The 25,186-nt window shown below is 38.9% G+C and carries 24 protein-coding genes and 1 other RNA gene; 24 read left to right on the forward strand and 1 reads right to left on the reverse strand.

The window, feature by feature from the left end; all coding sequences use genetic code 11:
• Positions 1-174: 174 nt before the first annotated feature.
• The gene (locus tag B3D94_RS15530) at positions 175-558 is read left to right on the forward strand and encodes a YppE family protein (RefSeq protein WP_291758211.1); all 384 of its coding nucleotides are present in this window, start codon (positions 175-177) and stop codon (positions 556-558) included.
• Positions 533-2,806, forward strand: coding sequence for a DEAD/DEAH box helicase (locus B3D94_RS15535; RefSeq protein ID WP_291758213.1), 2,274 nt, complete (start codon positions 533-535; stop codon positions 2,804-2,806). Before B3D94_RS15530 ends, B3D94_RS15535 begins: the two co-directional genes overlap by 26 nt.
• 140 nt (positions 2,807-2,946) lie before the next feature.
• Here B3D94_RS15535 and B3D94_RS15540 read toward each other — a convergent pair whose 3' ends face one another.
• A complete protein-coding gene (locus B3D94_RS15540) occupies positions 2,947-3,300 on the reverse strand; it encodes a hypothetical protein (RefSeq protein ID WP_291758215.1) in 354 nt (117 codons plus the stop codon).
• 278 nt (positions 3,301-3,578) lie between these two features.
• On the opposite strand from B3D94_RS15540, the gene B3D94_RS15545 reads away from it, so the two are divergent.
• The 22 genes from B3D94_RS15545 (at position 3,579) to mdh (ending at position 25,017) form a co-directional block, all read left to right on the forward strand.
• Positions 3,579-4,829 carry a ribonuclease H-like domain-containing protein gene (locus tag B3D94_RS15545; RefSeq protein ID WP_291758217.1) on the forward strand — a complete coding sequence of 417 codons (1,251 nt, stop codon included), beginning with the start codon at positions 3,579-3,581 and terminating at the stop codon, positions 4,827-4,829.
• A gap of 121 nt (positions 4,830-4,950) precedes the next feature.
• Positions 4,951-5,250 (forward strand): cell division regulator GpsB, encoded by a 300-nt coding sequence (gpsB, locus tag B3D94_RS15550; protein WP_069480766.1) that lies wholly within the window; start codon positions 4,951-4,953, stop codon positions 5,248-5,250.
• A gap of 60 nt (positions 5,251-5,310) precedes the next feature.
• Positions 5,311-5,690, forward strand: an RNA gene (rnpB, locus tag B3D94_RS15555) — RNase P RNA component class B.
• A gap of 493 nt (positions 5,691-6,183) precedes the next feature.
• Positions 6,184-7,929 carry a putative bifunctional diguanylate cyclase/phosphodiesterase gene (locus B3D94_RS15560; protein WP_069480767.1) on the forward strand — a complete coding sequence of 582 codons (1,746 nt, stop codon included), beginning with the start codon at positions 6,184-6,186 and terminating at the stop codon, positions 7,927-7,929.
• A 3-nt stretch (positions 7,930-7,932) separates the two neighbouring features.
• Complete coding sequence (locus B3D94_RS15565) at positions 7,933-9,069, forward strand: THUMP domain-containing class I SAM-dependent RNA methyltransferase (RefSeq protein ID WP_069480768.1); 1,137 nt, start codon at positions 7,933-7,935, stop codon at positions 9,067-9,069.
• A gap of 85 nt (positions 9,070-9,154) precedes the next feature.
• Positions 9,155-11,062, forward strand: coding sequence for an ATP-dependent DNA helicase (locus B3D94_RS15570; protein WP_069480769.1), 1,908 nt, complete (start codon positions 9,155-9,157; stop codon positions 11,060-11,062).
• A gap of 227 nt (positions 11,063-11,289) precedes the next feature.
• Entirely contained in the window at positions 11,290-12,750 is a 1,461-nt protein-coding gene (locus B3D94_RS15575) for a sensor histidine kinase (RefSeq protein WP_254664245.1), read from the forward strand.
• The gene (locus B3D94_RS15580; protein WP_025115126.1) at positions 12,743-13,321 is read left to right on the forward strand and encodes an ANTAR domain-containing response regulator; all 579 of its coding nucleotides are present in this window, start codon (positions 12,743-12,745) and stop codon (positions 13,319-13,321) included. Before B3D94_RS15575 ends, B3D94_RS15580 begins: the two co-directional genes overlap by 8 nt.
• Positions 13,322-13,404: 83 nt before the next feature.
• Positions 13,405-14,646, forward strand: a complete 1,242-nt coding sequence (gene eutH / locus B3D94_RS15585) for an ethanolamine utilization protein EutH (RefSeq protein WP_008176453.1) — start codon at positions 13,405-13,407, stop codon at positions 14,644-14,646.
• 25 nt (positions 14,647-14,671) lie between these two features.
• Positions 14,672-15,013, forward strand: a complete 342-nt coding sequence (gene eutS, locus B3D94_RS15590; protein WP_012293763.1) for an ethanolamine utilization microcompartment protein EutS — start codon at positions 14,672-14,674, stop codon at positions 15,011-15,013.
• Positions 15,014-15,023: 10 nt separating this feature from the next.
• Positions 15,024-15,524 carry a EutP/PduV family microcompartment system protein gene (locus tag B3D94_RS15595; RefSeq protein ID WP_008176450.1) on the forward strand — a complete coding sequence of 167 codons (501 nt, stop codon included), beginning with the start codon at positions 15,024-15,026 and terminating at the stop codon, positions 15,522-15,524.
• A 17-nt stretch (positions 15,525-15,541) separates the two neighbouring features.
• Positions 15,542-16,966 carry an ethanolamine ammonia-lyase reactivating factor EutA gene (locus tag B3D94_RS15600; protein WP_291758226.1) on the forward strand — a complete coding sequence of 475 codons (1,425 nt, stop codon included), beginning with the start codon at positions 15,542-15,544 and terminating at the stop codon, positions 16,964-16,966.
• Positions 16,967-16,971: 5 nt separating this feature from the next.
• Entirely contained in the window at positions 16,972-18,342 is a 1,371-nt protein-coding gene (locus B3D94_RS15605; RefSeq protein WP_069480771.1) for an ethanolamine ammonia-lyase subunit EutB, read from the forward strand.
• 9 nt (positions 18,343-18,351) lie between these two features.
• The gene (gene eutC, locus B3D94_RS15610; RefSeq protein ID WP_193831456.1) at positions 18,352-19,362 is read left to right on the forward strand and encodes an ethanolamine ammonia-lyase subunit EutC; all 1,011 of its coding nucleotides are present in this window, start codon (positions 18,352-18,354) and stop codon (positions 19,360-19,362) included.
• Between the two features lie 11 nt (positions 19,363-19,373).
• Positions 19,374-20,024: an ethanolamine utilization microcompartment protein EutL gene (eutL, locus tag B3D94_RS15615; protein WP_291758228.1), complete on the forward strand. Its 651-nt coding sequence runs from the start codon at positions 19,374-19,376 to the stop codon at positions 20,022-20,024.
• Positions 20,025-20,039: 15 nt separating this feature from the next.
• On the forward strand, positions 20,040-21,530 hold the full coding sequence (locus B3D94_RS15620) for an aldehyde dehydrogenase family protein (RefSeq protein ID WP_069480774.1): 1,491 nt from the start codon (positions 20,040-20,042) through the stop codon (positions 21,528-21,530).
• Between the two features lie 16 nt (positions 21,531-21,546).
• A complete protein-coding gene (locus tag B3D94_RS15625; RefSeq protein ID WP_008176438.1) occupies positions 21,547-21,825 on the forward strand; it encodes a BMC domain-containing protein in 279 nt (92 codons plus the stop codon).
• Positions 21,826-21,915: 90 nt separating this feature from the next.
• A complete protein-coding gene (locus B3D94_RS15630) occupies positions 21,916-22,506 on the forward strand; it encodes a phosphate propanoyltransferase (RefSeq protein ID WP_069480775.1) in 591 nt (196 codons plus the stop codon).
• A gap of 12 nt (positions 22,507-22,518) precedes the next feature.
• The gene (locus tag B3D94_RS15635) at positions 22,519-23,388 is read left to right on the forward strand and encodes a phosphate propanoyltransferase (protein WP_291758231.1); all 870 of its coding nucleotides are present in this window, start codon (positions 22,519-22,521) and stop codon (positions 23,386-23,388) included.
• 36 nt (positions 23,389-23,424) lie between these two features.
• The gene (locus B3D94_RS15640; RefSeq protein WP_008176433.1) at positions 23,425-23,709 is read left to right on the forward strand and encodes a EutN/CcmL family microcompartment protein; all 285 of its coding nucleotides are present in this window, start codon (positions 23,425-23,427) and stop codon (positions 23,707-23,709) included.
• Complete coding sequence (locus B3D94_RS15645; protein ID WP_069480777.1) at positions 23,702-24,070, forward strand: BMC domain-containing protein; 369 nt, start codon at positions 23,702-23,704, stop codon at positions 24,068-24,070. Before B3D94_RS15640 ends, B3D94_RS15645 begins: the two co-directional genes overlap by 8 nt.
• A complete protein-coding gene (gene mdh, locus B3D94_RS15650; protein WP_012293774.1) occupies positions 24,070-25,017 on the forward strand; it encodes a malate dehydrogenase in 948 nt (315 codons plus the stop codon). The genes B3D94_RS15645 and mdh overlap by 1 nt, the downstream gene beginning before the upstream one ends.
• The last annotated feature ends 169 nt before the right edge of the window (positions 25,018-25,186 follow it).

The raw sequence follows: 25,186 nt of genomic DNA on the forward strand, positions 1-25,186 counted from the left end.
AATAGCATTAAAATTGATACAGTATTTACCACAAAATAAGTAGGGGAAGGTAAAGGTATCAAGATTGCCATATTTTCGTAGTTGAAATGATGGACAGGACATACTCATCATATATATGTACTTGCTACGAAAAATATTTGCTTACGTGTAATTGATGAGAGATGAGGTGCAAAATTGTTAGTTATTCAGCAAACATCCAAATTAATAGATGAATGTGATCGATGTGTTTCACGTTTTTGGCAAATGCGTGAGGAGGACCGTACACCTGACTTTTTTCAAGAGGTGAAACCACATGCTGATAAAATTCACCAATTGTTGAAGGAATGGCAGCAAGAGGCCAATAAATGGATTCAAGAGAATCGACCGAAATATATGCATACACAACAAATTGCTTCAACGGTAGAATCGATGGAGCAATTTGTTGTGCAATCTTTTTATAAAGAAACAAGTAAAAAACGCTTTTTAGACGCGATTCATTCGACCTCCTTTACAATGAAAAACTTTGAACGACTGGTAAAGGAGGAGGCAGTAAATGCTATCAAAGAAACGAACGATTAGCGAGCTTTTGCATGAATGGAGATATGATGAAGAATTAAAAGAACGTATTTTACATTGGCAAACACTTGAAGGCCGACCTGCTAGCTATGCTCCTTTCCCAGAAAATTTACATCCTTCTTTAGTGAAGGCTTTGCAGGCAAGGGGGATCGAGCAACTTTATACGCATCAGCGAGAGGCCTTTGATTTGGCACAGAGTGGTACATCTTTCACTGCTGTTACACCAACCGCATCAGGTAAATCGTATTGCTATCATTTGCCGGTGTTGCAAAAAATAGTAGAGGATAAAAATGCACGAGCCATCTATTTATTTCCAACAAAGGCATTGGCGCAGGATCAAAAAAATGACTTGAATGAGCTTATTGAACAAAGTGGTGAGGAGATTTTAAGTTATACCTATGATGGTGATACGGCTCCAGGCATTCGTCAGAAGGTTCGCAAAGCAGGACATATCGTTATGACGAATCCAGATATGCTTCATTCAGGAATTTTGCCACACCATACAAAATGGGTATCGCTATTTGAAAATTTGCAGTATATCGTAATTGATGAATTGCATACATATAAAGGGGTATTTGGTTCCCATGTTGCCCATGTAATACGTAGATTAAAACGCATATGTGAATTTTATGGTAGTAAACCTGTGTTTATTTGTACCTCGGCAACGATAAAAAATCCTAAGGAGCTGGCCGAGCTGCTAACAAATGAATCACATGCGCTCATCGCAGACTCTGGAGCACCTGTCGGCAAGAAGACATTTCTTTTCTATAACCCGCCTATTATCCACAAAACTTTTGGGGTGCGTAGAAGCGCCGTGTTAGAGGTAAGTGATTTAGCAAAGAGGCTTTATATAGCTGGTATTCAATCTATCATTTTCGCTAAAAGTAGGGTACGGGTTGAAATGATTGTCACTTATTTAAAGGAGCTCACTCGCAATAAGCTGCTTGATGAATCCGTGCGTGGCTACCGAGGTGGTTACTTGCCATCTGAACGTCGGGTGATCGAAAAAGGCTTGCGTGATGGAACCATTCAAACCGTTGTCAGTACAAATGCGTTAGAATTAGGGGTCGATATCGGCCAGTTACAAGCATGTATTATGACAGGTTACCCAGGAAATATTGCAAGTGCCTGGCAACAAGCAGGGCGTGCAGGAAGACGGCAAGATGAGGCTTTAATTATCTATGTTGCACAATCGACTGCACTTGATCAATATGTGGTGAATCATCCTTTATTTTTACTTGGTAGTGCACCAGAGGAGGCACGTATTTATCCAGAAAATATGTTAATTTTAATGGATCATTTAAAATGTGCCGCTTTTGAATTACCTTTTTCTATAGAAGATACTTATGGTGAATATGACATACAAGAGTTGTTAGATTATTTAGCGGAAGAGGGCGTTGTCTTTAAGACGAGCGATAAGTGGCATTGGATGAGCGATCGTTTCCCCGCACATGATATTAGTTTACGGTCCGCTTCACAGGAAAATGTGGTTATTATTGATCTATCTATTCCTGCCCAAACAAAGGTAATTGGAGAAATGGATCGTCATAGTGCCATGACATTATTACATGAGGAAGCCATTTATTTACATCAAGGGATTCAATTCCAAGTAGAGAAGCTCGACTGGGAAGAAAAGAAAGCTTATGTCCGAGAAGTCGACATCGATTATTATACAGATGCCAATCTTGCCGTTGAAATGAAGGTATTAGAGGAAGATCGAAGCCGAACCTATAACGGCGGTACGATTAGCTTTGGAGATGTAGGATTAGTCGCACAAGCAACCATTTTCAAGAAAATTCGCTTTGGTACGCATGATAATATAGGATCAGGGCCCATTCATTTACCTCCTGATGAAATGCATACAAGCGCATCATGGCTATCACTTCAACTAACAGAACAGTGGTCAGAGGCGGAATTGACAGAGGCAATGATTGGAGTAGCCTATGCCATGAATGCCTTTATTCCTTTGTTTATTCAATGTGATAGCAGTGATGTAGCAGTTGTCCCACAAGTCAAAGCATCCCATAATGAGTTACCCACATTTTTTGTTTACGATAAATACCCTGGTGGGATTGGTTTAAGTGAAAAGGTCTTTGACTTATGGGAAGAGCTATTAATGAAAACCTTGGAGCATGTTTCAAATTGTCCTTGTGAATCTGGATGCCCGTCATGTATTGGAGCCCAAGACAGTTTACAAGAAGGCAAGAAGAGGGTCATAATACTTCTTCAGAGATTAAATCAAATTAATTAACATGAAAAAGAGGGCTTGAGGAACAACATAGTTATTTCCTCAAGCCCTCTTGATCTATCAGTGTATATAGATGATCTATCGGTAATGACAGTAGGCTTTTCTAACTCACGTCCAGTAGCATACTATCAAGTTAAAGATGATTAGATAGATATTTTGTGTTTTTCGTTAAGTAGTGTATTGCCATTTACTTTAACGACAATATTTAGACTTAGAAATCCACCGATTTTTACTTTTACTTTAGAGATCGTGCCATTCGCTTCTTTAATTTCACCTGTCAATTTAACATAAGGGTAGATTTGTTTGAACATACTATCTCTACTTTTTTTATCTACTACTTCATTATTAATATAAAGAACTTCTTCAGTGACAGCATTTACAATTCGAATAATATGGCCTTTATAGTCTAACTGCCATACTTTAAATACTTCTTTTTCTAAATCCTCGGTTGTGTTTTTCCATTCTTCTTTTAGTTCTTCACGCAAATTTTTAAACAAGGCATTTCCTCCAAAAAAATAATAATTATATCATACTCTATATAATTTCATTTTATAGGAAATATTTACAATAGTACACAGGTAATAGACAATTGCGTAAGTTTTCTGTACAAAAAAGTGACATAAATCAATAGGTGTCGTTTCTAATAATGTGAATGGGGAAATGTTTGAATCACTATAAGTGAGAATTTCCTGCGATGAAAATTTTGAATGAGTCAAGCAATCATGGTAATCTTGCAAGAGAGTCTTATATTATTAGCAGAAAATGAGTGAAATACATGTCTTACGAAAATAAAATACTGCAAATGAAAAAAATGCTTAGTAAAAAAACAGCGGCGGCTCACCAAAAGGTAGAGGAGCCAGCTTATCAAAAGCCAGCTAGGCCGAGCTATACCAAGCGATGGGAAGAGGCTGGTCTTACGGTTGTAGAAAATGACTTTGGTATTGTGTTTAAGCGCTATGTACAATATCCGTTTTCTTTTCAGCATGGTCATTATCAGTTACAATCATTTTTTGATGCGTTGAAAAAGTGGCAGGGTGCTGCGTTTGAACATCCGTATGCACTGGATTTTCATGAACCTGTACTATTTTTTGATACAGAAACGACAGGCTTAAAAGGTGTGGGCACTCATATTTTTTTGCTTGGGTTTTTAGAGGTAGACAAAGAATGTTTTAGTTTAACTCAATATATTCTTGCAGACCCTGCACATGAGGCAGCGTTTTTGTTTGAATCGAAACTGTGGCAAAAAACTGCAACGGTCATCACCTATAATGGTAAAAGTTTTGATTGGCCACAGCTTGAAACACGCTGGACACTGCATCAAAAAACATTACCCAAATTAAGATCACAACGACAAATCGATTTATTGCATAGTTCCAAGCGTTTATGGAAAAATGATATGGAGCGCTTAAAATTAAAATCTGTGGAGGAAGAGAAGCTTGGTTTCTCTCGGAAGGGAGACATTCCCGGACATCTTGCCCCTATTATTTATTTAGATGCTGTGAAAAGTGGCGTACCAGATGCTCTTATGAAGGTTTTACTGCATAATGAGTGGGATTTACTGTCGCTTATCACGCTATATAGTCATTCTACTCAGCTCTTGTTTGAAGAGGGATATGAAGAATCTGCAAAAACCTTTACCAATATTGGGAAATGGTATGGTGATTTAAAAGAAAGCACACAAAGTGTTAGGGTGTTAGAACGAGTGACAACACAATTTGATGCACTGGAAGCGGGTAATGCTCAATATTATTTAGCACTACAGCATAAAAAGAGTAAACGCTACAGCGAAGCCATTGATGCATTTGTGGCCTCTCTCCATTTTGTCGAAGCAAGAACAAAGTTGCATGTCCTTGAGCAGCTAGCCATACTTTATGAGCACCAAATAAAAGATTATAAGCAGGCCCTTTATTATACGCAACAAGGCATACATCTCATTCAAAAGAATGAGCAATGGAGAGTAGAACAAAAACAAAAATGGGTAATTTCTTGGGAAAAGAGGTTGCTCAGATTAGGAAATAAGAAATAATTTCCCAGGTAATCGCATAAAACGACAAGATTAGCCTTACAATTGGAGTTTTCAGACGATATAATGTGTTGTAGTATGCTATAATGTATTCGTGTATGTAGTGTGAGGAAGGGCGATGTGAATGGACATTAAATTAACGTCAAAAATGATCCTTGAAAAGGAATTTAAAAAGAACTTTAAAGGCTATAATGTAGAAGAAGTAGATTCATTCCTTGATGAAATTATTCAAGACTATGAAACGTTTGAAAAAGTGATGGCCCAACTACGTGAAGAAAATAGACAATTAAAAGAAGAAATTGAAAATACACCGAAGAGACAACCCGTTGCTTCAGTGGCAGCAGCAGGTACAACTAATTTTGATATTTTAAAACGTCTTTCTAATTTAGAAAAACATGTATTTGGTAGTAAGCTATACGAATAATTTTAGTCAATTATATTGTATTTAACATAAAACTCTAGTATAATCTTTCGTATCATCATGAAATTCTGGTAATCGCTGCGGCGCTAGACGTCGTAGAGGAAAGTCCATGCTCACACGGTACTGAGATGTCCGTAGTGTTCGTGCTTACTGAAAAAATAAGGTAAGGCAGCTGTTCAGGCTGACGGCGGAAGGAAAACCTAAGTCCTTGGATATGGTTGACACTTCCTGAAAGTGCCACAGTGACGAAGCTTGCTTGGAAACTTGCAAGGTGGAACGAGGTAAACCCCACGAGTGAGAAACCCAAATTATGGTAGGGGCACTCTCTTGAAGGAATTGAACGGATAGAGGGACGGAGCTTGCTCTGTAGATAGATGATTACTACCTGGTCGTACGAGGCGCAAGCTGTTTGAGTACTCAGGAACAAAACATGGCTTATGGAATTTTTTTGATGCTTATTTACGAAATAACAAGCGCTCTCCAACTCGGTGGAGAGCTTTTCTTTTGAGTTTATGAGGAAAAAGTAACCTAGTTAATCAAGTCTTGGTATGCGCGATACGTTTGAGAATGGCTACTTGCTAGCCAAGCCTCTATCGCTACCGCTTCTAAGTCACAACATCTGAAAACGGTGATCGCATCAATGTGTATTTATCTTGATTCAGCAAAAGTTTGGGTACCTAGCAAAGTGTTAGATACACATGACTCTACTCTATAGGTAGCGAGAGTTTGCACATTTTCTTTCCATTCAGGTGGCGACAGGACGACTGCTGAATCAAGTTTAAACCTCTAAGGATGTCACAGATTTTTAAGACGAGCTTACGAGTTACTCAAAAAAACTGTACACCATCTAAATGAGGTGTCATTGATTTACATACGAGTTGGCCTGACGTAAGTGCCCTTTAAAGGGGAGTATAGAGAGATAGGATGGGGCGGAACATGAACGGAGTAAATAATTGGGAAAGTGTGGATAAATTGAAGTTGATTTCTCAATATCCTACTACCTTAATACTTAAAATCTTCGAAAATGTATCTGAAGGTATCATGATTACTGATAAATACAAAAAAATAGTAATGGTTAATCCTGCCTTTGAATTTGTCACAGGTTATAAACGTGATGATGTGGTGGGTAAAACACCTGCCGTTTTACAATCAGGTGTTCATGAATTACCGTTCTATTTAGAAATGTGGGAACAGATACGACAAGAAGGAATTTGGCAAGGAGAAATATGGAATCGTCGTAAAACTGGAGACGTATATCCTGAATGGTTAACAATTGTTTGTGTAACCAACGATGAGGGTGAGGTTACAAATTATTGTGGTATTTTCACAGATTTGTCTGAAAGAAAAATAGTAGAAAACGAACTAGAAAAACGTTTACTGACTGATTCACTAACAGACGTATCCAATCGTTTTGCATATATCGAAAGAATGGATAATCTTTTAGAATCAACTTCTGCTATTTCTCATTCAGTGCAGCATGCCGTCTATTTTTTAGATTTGGATAGATTTAAGCAAATTAATGATACATTAGGACATGCTGTTGGAGATTCCATTTTAATTGAAGTCGCCAAACGACTAAAACAGTTACTGAAAAACAAAGATATTATTGCAAGATATGGCGGAGATGAATTCGTCATTACATTAACGAATGTAAAAAACGTAAAAGAAGCTGCACAATTTGCTGAACAAATAATAAGTAGTATTGAAAAGCCAATGATGATAAACGGCCAGGAAGTTTTTATTTCTACAAGTATAGGCGTAAGTGTCTATCCAGTAGATGGGAAAAATACGGAAGAATTGATTAATTGTGCAGACAGAGCAATGACCTATTCAAAAAAAAATGGTTTGAACGGCTATTCTTTTTATTTTGATGAACTGCAAACGGATGCACAGCGTGTCTTATTGCTAGATTCAGAGTTAAGAAGAGCCATTGATAATCGTGAGTTTGAGCTGCATTTTCAACCGAAAATTTACATGGACAATGAGCAAATTCAAGGATTAGAGGCATTGGTCCGTTGGAATAATGAAAGGCTTGGCTTTGTCTCTCCTGGAGAGTTTATCCCTTATGCTGAGGAAACAGGATTAATCATTCCTTTAAGTGAGGTCATTCTGGAAAAGGCGTGCGAGGCAGTTATTCAAATGCAACAATACGGGTGGAAAATACCGGTTGCCATTAATATATCAAGCATTCACTTTAAGCAGCAAAATTTTTTAGATTCGATACAAGCAATATTAGAACGCTATAATATGCCAGCAAACAATTTTGAAATAGAAGTAACGGAACGGACAGTCATGAACAGTGCTAACGAAACCGTAAGCAAATTAGTTCGGTTGAAACAATTAGGCTTTAAAATCTCCATAGATGATTTTGGGACAGGCTATTCGTCCCTGAGCTATTTAGTTCGCTTTCCGCTAGATTGTTTAAAAATCGATCGAAGCTTTATTCAACATATTGGGTCGCTCGATGAAAAACAGGCAGTTGTAGATGCTATTATTCAAATGTCCCATCGCCTAAAAATGAAAGTTGTGGCAGAAGGTGTAGAACAGGCACAACAAGTGGATATACTACGTAAAATGAACTGTGATATTATTCAGGGCTATTATTACAGCAAACCATTACCATTAAACGACCTCATGGAGTTTATGGAATATTGGGAAATTGAGCATCAAGGAAGGAAATAATCTATGGCAAATTATCAATTAGTAGCAACGTCAGCAATGGGTTTAGAGGCAATTGTAGCACAAGAAGTAAAAGCACTTGGTTATGAAACAACTGTTGACAATGGTAAAGTATATTTTCAGGGTGATGAAACAGCGATTGCGCGTGCCAATTTGTGGCTACGAGTAGCCGATCGTGTAAAAATTGTCGTTGGACAATTCCCTGCAAAATCATTTGAACAATTATTTGAAAGTGTAAAAGATTTACCCTGGGAAAAATATTTACCAGTGGATGCTGCCTTTCCTGTTTCAGGGAAGTCGGTTAAATCGAAATTATATAGTGTGCCTGATTGCCAAGCAATTACAAAAAAAGCAATTGTTGAACGAATGAAACAGCATTATAAGCGACTTGGCTTTTTAGATGAATCAGGTGCTACTTACAAAATTGAGGTTTCGATTTTAAAAGATGTGGCGACACTAACGATTGATACATCCGGCGCAGGTCTTCATAAACGTGGCTATCGTCAAGCACAAGGTGAGGCACCGTTAAAAGAAACATTAGCGGCGGCACTTATACAAGTTTCAAAATGGAATCCAAATCGTCCGTTTGTCGATCCATTCTGTGGTTCAGGAACAATTACTTTAGAGGCAGCCATGTTTGGACAAAATATAGCACCAGGCTATAATCGTGAGTTTATTTCTGAAGACTGGCCATGGATGAAAGCGCAAATCTGGGATGCTGTCCGAGACGAAGCAGAAAGTTTGGCCAATTATGATCAACCGTTAGAAATAGTAGGTTCTGATATTGATCATCGTATGGTAAGCATTGCACAAGAAAATGCTACAGAAGCAGGATTTGGCGAGCTGATTACGTTTAAGCAAATGCAAGCACGTGATTTCACGACTCAGCTAACAGATGGCGTAATGATCGGTAACCCGCCATACGGAGAACGTATTGGTGATGTTGAAGTTGTAGAACAGGTTATCCGTGATTTAGGAAAAGTTATGAAAAACTATCCAACTTGGTCCGTATATATGCTATCTTCCATGAAAAATTTTGAAGAATTATATGGACGACAAGCGACGAAAAAACGGAAATTATTTAATGGTTTTATCGAAACAAATTATTATCAGTTCTGGGGACAAAAGTCTAAAAGAGATTAACGAATAGTAACGGAAGATAAGATTTTTTCTTATCTTCCGTTTCGTCGCGTATAATAGCACCAGATAGTAAGAGGGGGAACATTAATTGCGTAAATCTTTACCATTTGCATTATCAAAGGACCGATCTTTTTTTGATTCACTAGGTGACTGGATGGGTGATGTCCTTTATGATGAATTGCCTGAAAAAGGCTTTGAATGTCGTGATGAGCAAATCTTTATGGCTTATCAAATAGAACAAGCGCTTAAAGAAAAAAACGTACTCTTTGCAGAAGCAGGTGTTGGAACTGGGAAAACAATAGCCTATTTACTCCCAGCTATTTCTTATGCACGCTATACAGGGAAGCCAGCACTTATTGCATGTGCTGATGAAACATTAATCGATCAGCTCGTTAAAGAGGGCGGAGACATCTATAAGCTGCAAAAAACGCTTGATCTAGAAATTGATGTTCGTTTAGCCAAATCACGGGATCAATATTTATGCTTAAAACGCTTTGAGGAAGCGGAAAAAGTTGAATCGGATGAATGGATTGACGATATTTCCTTCTCCATTCCGGATGGTGTATATGCCCAAGGTTCAATGATTGCTATTCATCCATATGGAGAACGTAGTAATTATCCAACTGTCAGTGATGAGGATTGGCAAAAAGTTAATTACAACTCGATTATGCAATGCTCTGTATGTGATCTTCGTAATCGCTGTGGGCAAACATTGCATCGTTCTCATTACCGTAAATCAACGGATTTAGTTATTTGTTCACAAGATTTTTTAATGGAGCATTTAGCTACGAAGGAATCTCGTGAGCGTGAAGGACAGCTTGCCTTACTGCCAGAAGTGTCTATGATGGTATTAGATGAAGGACATCTGCTGGAATACGCTGCACAAAAAGCAATGACTTATAAAGTACAGGCAACAACGATTGTCCAACTTTTAGAGCGATTAATGGTAGATGGTGTGCGAGAACGAACATTGTATGCTATGGAAAAATTGCAAGATGATCACGAGCTATTTTTTGATCAGCTTCGTGATGATATCGTTGCTTCAGATGAGGATCGTAAACGTATCAATAAATCCAAAACATTGCTTGCTTATGGAAAACAATTGATACATGATGTGGAAATATTGATGGAAGAATTTGTTTTTGAATCTGAAATGTATATGATTCCTGAATATGAGTTAAATATGGCAGAGGAATATTTAGAACAATATGAGGCTTCCTTACGTATTTTCATAGCTCAAGGAGATGCAGTCGATTGGCTTGAGGAAACAGATGGGGAAGAAACGTTGGTTATTATGCCTCGTTTAATTACAGAAGTTTTAGCAGAAAAACTATTCTCTAAAAAGCTTCCGATCGTCTTTTCGTCTGCCACTTTATCCGTCAATAAAGACTTTTCGTATATCGCCTATAGTTTAGGTATTCGAGAGTCCCAATCATTTTCAGTCCCTTCGCCATTTGATTATGAAGAAGTAATGAAAATCTATTTACATGAACTTGATCAACATGCTAAAACTGCACGTGTACAGCAATTACTAAGTGATGGTGAGCAAACATTAATTTTATTTAAATCAAAGCAAGCCATGTTGAAATTTAAAGCCGAATTGCCATTAATGGAGCGCATGCACGTTGCCTTTGAAGGGGATCGAGAGCTCTCCGCCATTGTTCGTGATTTCCAGCAGGGAACCGTTAAAACATTATGCTCATATCATTTATGGGAAGGCTTAGATTTACCTGAAGAAGCATTAACACGTGTCATTATTTATGATTTACCGTTTCCTCCACAAGATCCATTATTTGATGCGAAGCGTACGTTTGCTGAAAACCCATTTGAAGAAGTGGAGTTACCATTTATGCAATTACGCTTACAGCAAGGAATGGGCCGCTTAATTAGGACGTCAAACGATCATGGCGATATTCATATTTTATTGAATGAAGAAGAACAAAAACAACGCGCAGCCTTTGAAAATATATTAGCTGTTGCACCTGAAATAAAATAGAAATAAGAGAGTTTGCTAAATCAGCAAGCTCTCTTTTTTGTTATATCGAAATAACTATTTTACTCTTGTTAAATAATGTAATAACAAAAAGATGTTGAATATTTCTCTTTTAAGCTATATAGTTCTTTGTAATGCAATGAATTTTGATGAAAGATAATATTTTTTGTATTGAAAATAATTTCACAAAAGGTTTATAATAATGACAAGAATTTTTAAGAATAATCAAATTGATTGTTGATTATTCTGTGATGGGGGGCTTTAACCTGTCGAACATTCAATCATTGTGTAGAAACTATACTAATCTTTCGGCAACGGATATTGACAAGTTAATAGAAATAGAAGCTACGCTTAAATATTATGCAGAGCTCACTGATTGTTATATGTTCATAGATTGTATGATGGATAATTTATCACATGCAATTGTCGTGGCAGAAGCATTCCCAAACAAGGAAAAAGGTTTATACGAAAAATCGGTTATTGGAAAATTCGTTTTTGAAAGTTTTGAACCAGCCGTATTTACTGCGTTTAAGCAAAAAGAAAAATCATCGATTTCCAGAGCCGTTACACAAGAAGGCATTACGGTCGAGCAAAATGTGATTCCGATCTTTAATGAACAACAGCAAGTAATTGCTGTATTGATTCAGGAAAAGACGGTGAAGATGCAAACGACACCAAAAGATGATTTTCAAAATATGCCGTTTGCATTAATTGAACATATTGTAGAACCTAATTCTCAACCGATACCAGTTGTTTCTGATTTACTTGTAGAGTCAATTATTCTTACCAATCACGAAAACAAAGTCATTTACAGTAACCCAGCTGGCTATCATTTTATTTCAGAACTTTCGGGATTGGAAAACTTTGACAACATTGCGTTGGATAAAATCTTACCGTTTTTACAGGAGGTCTATGATAAAGGCGACGATGTCTTTTTCCTAGAAATTACGATTGAACGTAAATCCTTTATCGTCAAGAAAATTCCAATTCGCAGTCAAAATGACAAGGTTACACTCCTCATTATTCATGATCTAACAGAGCTAAAGCTGAAAGAAAATGAACTTATGATGAAAACATTTGCCATACGAGAAATTCACCATCGTGTGAAAAATAATCTTCAGACAGTGACAAGCCTATTACGCTTGCAAATGCGCAATGAATTGTCGGCTGTCAATGCAAGTGCTTTTCAGGAGGCATTAAATCGAATATATAGCATCTCATCTGTATATGAGCTTATTTTAGAAAATGAGGATAACGCTGAAGAAAGAGTTGACGTTATTGCATTAGCTAAAAAAATTGGACATAAAATGATTGGCACGTCCAATACAGCAACTATCCAACTAGCATTTCATCACGAACATTTGCAAGTATTTTGCCATTCCAAAAAGGCAGTATCCCTTGCACTCATTATTTGTGAGCTACTACAAAATGCATTAAAATATGCTTTTGTTGGTCGTGATGAAGGAGCCATTGATATTCATTTCATGCAGGAGGCTTCAACTATTTCACTTCATATTTCTGACAACGGCGTTGGAATGCAAGAAGTGAAGGCATCATTTGGCATGGAAATTATCACAAGGCTTGTGGAATATGATTTAGCTGGCTCATTTTCAATTATCCCTAGTGAAGAAGGTACACATACTCAAATTCAGTTCCCTGTAAGTGAGGAGGTATTTATCGTAAATGACTAGGAAAGTTATGATTGTCGAAGATGAATCATTGATTGCCATTGATTTGAAGTTTATGCTAGAGGATAATGGTTACGAAGTAGTGGCACAAGCTAATAATGGAGAAACCGCCATTGAGCTAGCCTTTTTGCATAAACCACAATTAATCTTAATGGATATTAAAATGCCTAAACTAGATGGTTTAAAGGCAAGTAAAATTATTGAACAACAGCTTGGCATACCTGTTCTCTTCATCTCGGCATATAGTGAAAAAGAATTATTACTATACATGAAGCAGGATAATATATTAGGATATGTTATGAAACCGTTTTCTGAAAAAAATGTGTTGCCTGTGTTAGAGGTTGCTTTTCATCAAATTGATAAGTTCAATCGTCTCAATGGGGAGATTTTACATAAGCAAACACAATTGGATAAGCGAAAAGTCATTGAACGAGCTAAAGGATTGCTTATGCAGGCTGAAAATATAAGCGAGGACGAGGCTTATCGCAAAATTCGCAATGAAAGTATGCAAACACAACAAGAAATGGTGCATATTGCGGAGCAAATTATTTTAAACTTACAAGTCAATAGTTGAAGCAAAGGCGCTTTAAAGAGATTTCTTCTTTAAAGTGCCTTTTTTTATATAAATTTATTAATCATAAAGGGGTGATGAGTAAGATGGCAATGATAGGAACGATTATCGTTTATATTATTATGATTTGTGCTGTTTTAGGGGCAATCGGAGCAATCCGAGATGCTGAGTATGGAATTGGTAAAGAGTTTATGAATGGTATCCATACAGTTGGTCATATTTTCGTCCCAGCAGCGGGGATCATGGCAGCTATACCTTACTTAACATGGTTTATTAGTCATTTTATTAGTCCGATTTTTGAGTTAATTGGTGCAGATCCTGCGATTGCAGCGACAACTATTTTAGCTTCGGACATGGGTGGTTACCAATTAGCCAATGCTTTAAAAGAGTCATATGAGGGATGGGTAATGGCTCTAGTCGTTGGATTTATGTCAGGTGCTACTATTGTCTTCTCGATTCCAATGGGTCTTGCGATGTTAGATAAGCGTGATCATAAATATATGGCGCTTGGTATTATGGCTGGCGTATTAACAATTCCGATTGGTGCATTTATTTCATCGATTATGATCGTGCTATTTAACACAGAAGTACGTGAAGTTATTAGTACAACAGAGGCGCCTACATATGTATTTGCCATTTCTGTTTTACAAATTTTAATTAATTTACTGCCTTTGTTCATCTTTGTTGTGTTAATCGCGTTAGGCTTAAAGCTTATTCCAAACGGTATGATTGCAGGCTTCATGTTATTCGGCCGTGTGATGGATGCGGGAATCAAATTGGTATTAGTGTTCTCGATTGTTGAAATTTTTACGGGTATTTTTACAAAAATATTTGGTGCATGGGGCTTCGATCCAATTATGGCTGATGAGATCGATCAATTCCGAGCATTAGAAACAGCTGGTTATATAGGTATTATGCTAGCCGGTGCATTCCCAATGGTTTATTTAATTCGAAAATATGCATCGAAACCACTTGAAGCGGCTGGTAAGAAATTGGGCCTATCATCCGTAGGGAGCGCAGGGATTTTAGCAACAATTGCTAATATCTTAGCGATGTTCACGCTTGTTCGCCATATGCCACCAAAAGATAAAGTTATTAATATTGCGTTTGGTGTATGTTCAGCATTTTTATTAGGCGATCACTTATCGTTTACAGCTAATTTCCAGCCGACAATTATTTTACCTGTTATTGCTGGTAAGTTTTTAGCGGGTGTGATTGCGATTATTTTAGCGTATAAGCTTTCTGTACCGACTGCTTTAAGGTTAGAAATGGAAGATCGCAAGGCAGGCATTATAAAAGAAGGCGAATATTTAGATCAAAAATCTTAATCCATTAAAAGTGAGGTGATGATGTGTGAGTGAAGAAAAGAAACGATTTATTCAGGAGTTTGTGCCGGGTAAACAGCTAACATTGAGTCACCTTATTGCGAACCCTGACCCCGAGATGTTTCAAAAACTGGGTATTCAAGAATCGGGTGCACTAGGTATTATGACGTGTACTCCGAGTGAAACGGTTATCATCGCAGGAGATTTAGCGACCAAAGCTGCCAATGTCAAATTAGGATTTTTAGACCGTTTTACAGGCAGTCTCGTTATTGTCGGTAGTGTATCAGAGGTGGAAATGGCAATGTTAGAAATTAATCGTTTTTTATCCGAGGTATTAGGCTATACACCATCAAGAATAACAAAATCATAGGATGTGTCGTATGAAAAATCGAGTAATGATAATAGGCGGTGTGCAAGCAGGAAAGTCAACATTGATGAATACTTTGTTGGGCAAAGAAAGCAGTGCCAATAAAACACAAGCACTCGTTTATGAAGACTGGATTGTCGATACACCCGGTGAATATATTGAAAATCCCATGTATTACAGAAACATTATGGCCACTTCGTTGGAAGTAACACATGTCATTTATTTGCAGGATGCCACATCTTCAAGAAGTGTGTTTCCTCCGCAATTTAGCTTAGGGATTCCGAAAATACAAATCGGTGTCATTACAAAAATTGATGCACCTGATGCAGATGTAGAAAGAGCTACAGGTTTATTAAAAAATGTGATGACACAGGGCCCTATCGTGAAAACTTCTTCGTGGAAAAAGCTTGGCGTTGAATGGATTGCGCCACTTATTCAGCTTCATACACACGAAGAAATTCAACAATTCGTGAAGGATTGCGATAGTCCATATCTCATGTATTGCTCACAGTAGCGAGAGGATGGTGTAGGGTGAAGACTGAAAAAATTTATAGTGCTGGTATTGATATTGGGACAAGCACGACCAAAATGGTAGTTAGTAGTTTTTTGTTAAAGAATGTGGCTGGCGTAACACATGTGCCAAGGATTGAAATTATTGAGAAAAAGGTGTTACATCAAAGTCCCATCATTAAGACACCATTTATCAATAAAGACATCATCGATGTGAAAAAAATTGAAGAATTTATTTTTCAGCAGTATCAATTGGCTAAAATCGCGCCAACTGATATTTCAACAGGCGCCATTATTATAACAGGCGAATCTGCCACGAAGGAAAATGCAAGAGAGGTTGTCCATACCATTGCGGACGGCGCTGGTCATTTTTTAGTTGCTACTGCTGGTCCTGATTTAGAAGGCATTATTGCGGCTAAAGGGTCAGGTACTTTACAGCAATCCAAAAATTCCTCTAAAGTGATCGCCAATATTGATATTGGTGGTGGAACTGCCAATATTGCAGTGATGCAATTTGGAGAAGTCATCGGGACATGTACCTTACATGTTGGTGGTAGATTGATTGAATTTAACAATGGTAGGATTCAATCAATTTCTCCGCCACTCATGGAACTGATGGAAAAATGGTCTAATCCGTTATCCGTCGGTGATGCGGCAGAAGATGCTCGAGTGACGCAATGTATAGAGGAAATGGTCGGTACACTTGCTTTAATTTTGAAGGGTCAGTGTACGGATGACAAACATCCATTATTACTTGGGCATTTGCCAAACTGGCATAAACCAGTAGATGCCATCGTCTTTTCTGGAGGAGTAGCCTCTTGTATTTATGAAAATGAATGTACACAGCGTCAATATGATGATATTGGTGAACGATTAGCGAAAATGCTCGTTCAGCATGAGCAGCTGCAATCATTTTTATGGCTCCAACCAAAAGAAACCGCTCGTGCTACCGTCACTGGTGCAGGTACACAAACTACGGAAATTAGTGGGGCAACCATCCAGGTGGATGCAGAGGTGTTACCACTCAAAAATGTTCCTGTGTTTAACTGCCATATGGATGCAACAGCAATAGACTATAACAGCACGGTGAAAACAGCGGTGGAGCGAGCAGATGATTTATTTGCAATACAGGATTATCGTGCACCATTTGCACTCTATTTTAGTGAATTGCCATATTTAAGCTTTCAGGGTGTACATGCATTGTGTGAGGCCATTTTGCAACATTTGGCAACAAGATGCTCCAAGGACATACCAATTATCATAGTCATTCAATCAGATTATGCAAAGATTATTGGACAAACCATACAAGCAATCAATCCGACAGTCCCAATTATTTGCATCGATCAAATCAAAGTGGAGACGGGTGATTACATTGACATTGGAGAGGTTCTGCCATCAGGCGTTGTTCCAGTTGTTGTGAAAACACTTGCCTTCCACTCAAAGTAAGGAGGATGAATGTGAATTTATCGGTGATATTTGGTGGAGAGAAATATAATTTTAAATCATTAAAAGATGTCATGGCCAAGGCCAATGAAGAAAAATCAGGTGATCAGCTAGCGGGAATTGCAGCTGAGACCGTCCAGCAACGTATAGCAGCGAAGGCAGTACTAAGTGAGCTGCTAGTGAAAGATATCCGAGAAAATCCATTAGTGCCGCAAGAAAATGATGAAGTTTCACGCATTATTGAGGGTGACATTAATGAGCAAATATATGGAGAAATCAAAAACTGGAGCATTGAGCAGCTACGCGAATATATTTTATCGAATGATACTGGTGATCGTGAGTTAAAGCGTTTAAGCAAAGGCATGAACTCTGAAATTATTGCGGCTGTCACGAAGCTAATGTCAAATCTAGATCTTGTTCATGCAGCCAATAAAGTAGAAATTTTATCGACATGTAATATTACTATCGGTCAAAAAGGTACGCTGTCCTCACGTTTACAGCCAAACCATCCAACAGACAATATCGACGGTATTATTGCTTCCCTAAAGGAAGGTCTTTCCTATGGTATTGGTGATGCAGTTATTGGTATTAATCCTGTGGATGATTCAGTAGAAAGTGTCAAAAAGGTGTTAACTGCTACAAAAGAATTTATCAATGATTGGTCAATTCCTACGCAGAATTGTGTATTAGCCCATATTACGACACAGATGAAGGCCATTAAACAGGGCGCACCAGCTGATATGATTTTCCAAAGTATTGCTGGCACTGAAATTGCCAACCGTTCATTTGGGATTTCAGCAGATTTAATACGAGAAGCAGAAGAGCTCATTAAAAGGCAGGGAACGGGTACTGGTCCGAACCTATTCTACTTTGAAACAGGGCAAGGCTCGGAACTATCAGCAGAAGCTCATATGGGCATCGACCAAGTAACACTTGAATCTCGCAATTATGGATTTGCTAGACATTTCAATCCATATATCGTAAACACGGTAGTTGGTTTTATCGGCCCGGAGTATTTATACAACAATAAACAAGTAATACGAGCGGGTCTAGAAGATCACTTCATGGGCAAAATGCATGGTATCCCTATGGGTGTAGATATTTGTTATACAAACCATATTAAGGCAGATCAAAATGATGTAGAAGATTTAAGTGTGTTACTGACAGCGGCTGGCGTTAACTTTATTATTGCGGCGCCAATGGGTGATGATGTCATGCTCAACTATCAATCAATGAGCTTCCATGATGTAGCTACATTACTACAAACATTTGGAAAAAAACCAGCACCAGAATATTTAGCATGGCTTGAGAAGATGGGCATTTATGAAAATGGTCGACTTTCAGCTAGGGCTGGCGATTTATCCATTTTTGAAAGGTAGGTGAGTCGAGTGAATGATCAATTAGTCTCTATGATTACACAACTTGTCATGGAAAAGATGGAGAAAACTACTGAGGGGCAAGCACCTGAGGTAATTGCAACACAAACAGAGGAGCCGCTTATTAAGTTCTATGATACAACAGCAACTAGTGGGGCTACAGAAATAGCAGAACCTATGTCTACAACAAGTGAACCATTAATTCAGCTGTATCAGCACGGAATTCCTCAGCAGGCACATATAGCACCTGCAACTTTTGAACAACCGGTAAATGTAGCTGTACCCATTAAGCCTTTTCAGTTCGAAGCAGACACATTAACGGAAAGTATTCAGGCAGCTAAAAAACATACACCAGCTCGAATTGGAGTAGGTAGAGCGGGCACAAGACCAAAAACAAAAACATGGTTAAAGTTCCGTCTCGATCATGCCGCTGCAGTGGACGCTGTGTATGGTGAAGTGACAGAAGATCTTTTACAAAAACTTGATGTCTTTCAAGTGACAACGAAAGTAACAGATAAAGAAGAATACATTACAAGACCTGACTTAGGTCGTCGTTTATCAGATGAAGCCAAGTCATTAATTCAACAAAAGTGCAAGCAACAGCCAAAAGTACAGATTATTATTTCGAATGGCTTAAGTGCGAGTGCGATTGAGGAAAATGTACAAGATGTTTATTTAGCGCTTCAGCAAAGTCTTAGCAATTTAAATATTGATATCGGCACAACGTTCTATATTGATAAAGGCCGAGTGGCTCTCATGGATGAAATCGGTGAGTTGTTACAGGCGGAGGTTATTGTTTATTTAATTGGTGAGCGTCCTGGACTAGTATCAGCTGAATCGATGAGTGCTTATTTATGCTATAAACCTAGAATCGGCACAGTAGAAGCAGAGCGCATGGTCATATCTAATATCCATAAAGGAGGCATCCCACCATTAGAGGCGGGTGCGTACCTTGGAACAATCGTACAAAAAATCTTGCATTACGAGGCAAGTGGGGTAGAGCTTGTCGCAAAAGAAGGTTAGGAGGCTGAAATATGAATCCTCAAAAAATAATGGCCCAAATTTTGGCGATGCAAACTATTCCAAGAGTCAACAGTGAATTAGCAGAGCAGCTAGATTTGAAGCCGCACCATCATAGTATTGGGCTCGTGACCCTCACGATTGATGATGTAGGATATGTAGCACTAGATGAAGCAACGAAGAAGGCAGATATTGATGTTGTCTATGCGAAAAGTTTCTATGCGGGAGCGGCACATTCATCTGGTCCCTTGTCGGGGGAGGTTATTGGCATTATTGCTGGGAGCTCGCCTGATGAAATTCGTAGCGGTCTAGATGCCATTCAACAGAAAATAGAGTTTGACACGTACTTTGAAGCTATTAATAACAATGAAAACCATGCTTTGTTTGCCCATACCGTGGCAAGCTGTGGGACATATCTTGCTGATCTAGCAGATGTAAAGGTTGGCACACCTCTTGCGTATTTAATCGCACCGCCATTGGAGGCAGTTGTTGGTTTAGACGCAGCATTAAAGGCGGCAGATGTAGAGCTAAAGGTTTTCTTTGGCCCTCCCTCGGAAACCAATTTTGGTGGCGGTTTATTAAGTGGCAGCCAATCTTCCTGCGATGCTGCGGCACAAGCTTTTAGAGAAGCCATCGAAAATTTAGCAAGAAACCCAGTGATTTAGAAAGGAGGCGGCTTTATGGCCACATTAGACAAAGACTTATTAGCTATTCAAGAAATGAGAGATGCTGTTAAACATGCTAATACAGCACAAGCTGCCTATATGCAATTTTCACAGCAACAAGTAGACAGCATCGTGAAAGCTGTTGCGGATGCTGCCTTTAAGGAAGCTGATCGCTTAGCCAAAATGGCTGTGCAAGAAACAGGGATGGGTATCCCTAATCATAAAAAAATGAAAAATGAAGTTGCTTCACGAGATGTCTATGAAGATATTAAAGAATTAAAAACGGTTGGTATCGTAGGCTATGATCGTATGAAAAAAGTGGCAGAAATTGCAAGTCCTTTTGGGGTTATTGCAGGGATTGTGCCAACGACGAATCCAACATCAACAGCCATTTTTAAAACATTAATTTCTTTGAAAACGAGAAATGCCTTAGTGCTAAGTCCTCACCCATATGCTGTGAAATGTACAAAAGAGGCGTTAGACGTTTGCCGAGTAGCTGCAGAACAAGCAGGTGCACCAGAGGGTTTACTGCAATGCTTAACGATGTCTTCTATGGAGGCAACACAGCAGCTAATGAAGCATCCTGATATTCATTTGATTTTAGCAACAGGTGGCGGCGCATTAGTGAAGGCGGCATATAGCTCAGGAAAACCTGCTTATGGAGTAGGACCAGGGAATGTCCCTGCCTACATCGAAAAATCAGCAAATATTCAAAAGTCTGTACGTCAATTGGTGCACAGTAAATCGTTTGATAATGGCACCATTTGCGCTACAGAGCAAGCTATTATTGTAGATAAAGCAATTGCCGAGCAGGTACAAACAGAATTAAAGAAAAACGGTGCATATCTATTAAATGCTGAAGAAAAAGCTAAAATGGAGAAATTAATTTCACCAGTTCCTGGAAAGGTGAATCCACAAATCGTCGGCAAATCAGCAACCTGCTTAGCGGATTCTGTAGGCATCACTGTACCAGAGGATACTAAAGTACTTGTTGGCTTAGAAACGATGATTGGTAAGAATATCCCGTTTTCTCTTGAAAAATTATCACCTATCTTTGCCCTCTATACGGTAGAAAACAGTACAGAAGCTAAGCAAGTGATGATTGACCTTTTAAATATTGGTGGACGCGGACATACATGCTCGATTCATACTGAAAATGCAGCTTTAGCAGAGCAATTCTCCGTTGAGTTACCAGTATCTCGTATTGTAGTGAATACACTATCATCTATTGGTGCAGTAGGTGGCACAACTGGATTAGCACCATCCTTTACATTAGGCTGTGGTACATTTGGCGGCAATATTACGTCGGATAACATTACAGCAAGACATCTTTTAAACATTAAACGCATGGCTTATGGCATTAAGGATGTAGACGTGCCAAAACCAGAGTTTGAAGTGCAGTCCGTTGTTGAGTCAGTTGTATCACAGGAGTCTTCTTTAGACACAAAAATGGTTCAACAAATCGTTGATCAAGTATTAAAACAAATCACATTACAAAATAAATAATTTGGAGGAATGACAAATGAGTACAGCATTAGGAATGGTAGAAACAAAAGGTTTAGTAGGAGCAATCGAAGCAGGAGACGCAATGGTAAAAGCGGCAAGCGTTAATTTAGTAGGTAAAGTACATGTTGGTGGCGGTATCGTAACGGTTCTTGTTCGTGGAGATGTAGGTGCTGTTAAAGCAGCAACAGATGCAGGTGCAGCAGCAGCACAACGTGTAGGGGAACTTTTATCAGTTCATGTAATCCCACGTCCACATCACGAATTAGAAATGATTTTACCAAAAGCAGAAGCTTAATATATCAGCAATGAGAGCTGATCCAATTAAAGGACAGCTCTCCTCTTGTCATCAAGGAACAACAATCCATTTAATATAGAGGTGGCTAACGTGACAACAGCGACAAAAACATTTCCAGTGGCCATTTCGGCTCGTCATATCCATCTAAGTGAAGCGGATTTACAAGCACTTTTTGGTCCACAAGCAACGTTAACAAAGGATTTTGACTTATCACAGCCTGGACAATTTGCTGCTAAGGAGCGTGTCTCCATTGAGGGACCGAAAGGCGTTATTCATAATGTCCGAGTACTTGGTCCCGTAAGAGCAGCTACTCAAGTGGAAGTCAGCCGAACAGATGCGATGAAACTAGGAGTAACCCCTCCGCTAAGACAGTCAGGAGATATTGACAACTCAGCAGGCATCAAAATTATTAGCCAACAACATGAATTGTCCATTGAGCAAGGAGTCATTATTGCGCAGGCACATATTCATATGACTGAGGATGACGCGAAAGCATTGGAAGTTCAAAATAATGATTTGGTTTCTGTAGAAGTAATCAGTGACCGTCCAGTTACATTCCGTGGTGTAGTTGTACGCGTTTCCAATGATTTTAGTTTGGAAATGCACATTGATACGGATGAAGCAAACGCTGGTTTTATTGAACAACAAGCACAAGGAACGTTAATAAAAGTAACATCGTAAGGAGGAGGCAAGATGCAAGAAAATTTAGTGCAAAAAATTGTAGAAGAAGTTCTACAGCAAGTTTTAAAAAATCAATCTTCCCCTCCACATGACGGTAAAATTCCAATTGGTGTATCCGCCCGCCATGTCCACCTTGCACAAGCAGAAGTGGAACAGCTCTTTGGTGAAAATTATCAGCTTACACCAAAGTTTGAGCTTTCACAACCTGGGCAATTTGCTGCGGAGGAAACCGTAGTCATTGCTGGTCCAAAAGGATCGATTGAGCGTGTACGTATACTGGGTCCGGCTCGTTCATTGTCTCAAGTGGAAGTCAGCTGGACAGATGCCATGAAACTAGGGATAAAACCACCATTAAGAATTTCAGGTGATATACAAGGCTCTAGCCCTGTTACATTGATTGGTCCAAAGGGGAGTGCTGTGCTAAATGAAGGACTCATTATTGCACAAGCACACATTCATATGTCCCCTGAAGACAGTGCGAAATTCAATGTAGTAGATGGACAGTCTGTACAAATCAAGGTAGAAGGTATTCGCCCAATTATTTTATCGAATGTGGTTATCCGTGTATCTGAGCGTTATCGATTAGAGATGCATATTGATACAGATGAAGCCAATGCAGGTTTAATTCAACAAGGAACAGTAGCAGAAATCGTTCAACATCAAGTGAATGAGCAACCGATTCCAGTGAAAGAGCAGTCTCCAGTCGTAGCGAAGGTAGAAAAACCAGCTATCTATCATTATGATAAAAAGCTACTTTCACAACTTGAAGTGTTAGAAATAGAAGCGCAAGAAATTGTCGTGCCAAAGAAAACCATTGTAACGGCGTTAGCTTATGATAAGCTGCGAGAGTTAAATAAAACGTTAACGATCCGTTCTGAGTAGCAATCTAATCTGTGAAGCATAAAGAGGGTGAAGTTCATGCAAATGGGAAGAGTGATAGGCAGTGTATGGGCAACACGTAAGGAGGAAGGGCTGAATGGTTTAAAACTACTAATCATTCAACCAATTGACTCCAATCAACAGCCGATTCGCACTGAAATTGTAGCAGCTGATCGTATCGGTGCAGGGATTGGTGATGATGTCCTAATAACAAGTGGCGGTTCATCACGCTATATTATGAAAGAAAATCCGTTACCAATCGATGCAGTTGTCATTGGTATTATTGATTCTACTGAAGTGATGAGAGGTGAGGACAATGAGTAGCGCAATTGGAATGATTGAGACAAAAGGATTGGTAGGCTCTTATGAAGCGGCTGATGCGATGATTAAAGCTTCAGACGTGACAATCGTCAAGCAGGAATTCGTAGATGGTGGCATTGTGACAGTGGTCGTGAAAGGTGACGTTGGTTCTGTACAAGCAGCGGTAGAAGCTGGAAAAGCGGCTGCTATGCGTGTTGGAGAATTATTAGGCGCTCACGTAATTCCAAGACCTGATGAAGAGGTTTTCCAAATGATTAATGGACCAGAAGCACCGAAGAAAAAGCCAGTTTCTGCATCTACATCAACACGTGCTAAAAAAACAATCGAAGCAACACCAGCGACAGATAATCGAGGTGAAGCATAATGGCATTTCGTAAAAATAAAATCGCTGTGATTGGTGCCGGACATACCGGTTCTACATTGAGTTTATTTTTAGCACAAAAGGAACTAGGCGATGTTGTGCTTGTTGATATACCCGAAGCTGAGAACCCAACAAAAGGGAAGGCATTGGATTTACTACAGACAGGTCCAATAGAAAAGTTTAATGTATCTATAAAAGGGACAAGTAATTATGAGGATATTGCTGGTGCAGACATCGTAGTCATAACAGCCGGAATCCCTCGTAAGCCAGGCATGAGCCGTGATGATTTAGTGACAACGAATGCAAAGATTATTCAACAGGTCTCAAGACAAATTAAACACTATGCTCCAAATAGTATTGTCCTAGTGTTGAGTAATCCGGTTGATGCCATGACGTATGTCTGTCACAAGGAAACAGGCTTTGCTAAAAATCGTATCATTGGTCAGTCTGGTGTGTTAGATACAGCTCGCTTCAACACGTTTGTTGCACAGGAGCTACAAATTGCACCTGAAGATGTCTCTGGTTTTGTACTAGGTGGACATGGTGATGAAATGGTACCTTTAATCCGTTATTCCTATGCAGGAGGTATCCCGCTAGAAAAACTCATCCCCCAGGATAGACTCCAGCAAATCGTCGAACGTACACGTAAAGGTGGCGGTGAAATTGTCGGTTTATTAGGAAATGGTAGTGCGTATTATGCACCAGCTGCTGCATGCGCGCAAATGGTCGAAATCATTATCAAAGATCAACGGAAAATTGTCCCTTCAATTGCCCTATTAGAAGGTGAATATGGGTACCAAAACCTGTATCTAGGAGTACCAACAATTTTAGGCGGCAATGGTATTGAATCTGTAATCGAATTGCACCTAACAAATGAAGAACAAGCAGCCCTTCAGCATTCTGCGGAGGCTGTTAAACAAGTAATTGCTATTTGCCAAAACATAGAGTAAACAGACTCTACTTTCGATGAATAGAAAGAATCCCCATCTTTCTTTCGATTGAAAATGAATGGCAGCTCCTAAAAATGTTTGATTGGAAACCGAACATTACTCGAAAGCTAGTGAAAATTCCCCTAAATATATACCTCTCTTTGATTAAGAGAGGACGAGCTGTAGCAAG

The sequence above is a fragment of the Lysinibacillus sp. UBA5990 genome (assembly GCF_002429815.1).
Classification (GTDB): Bacteria; Bacillota; Bacilli; order Bacillales_A; family Planococcaceae; genus Lysinibacillus; species Lysinibacillus fusiformis.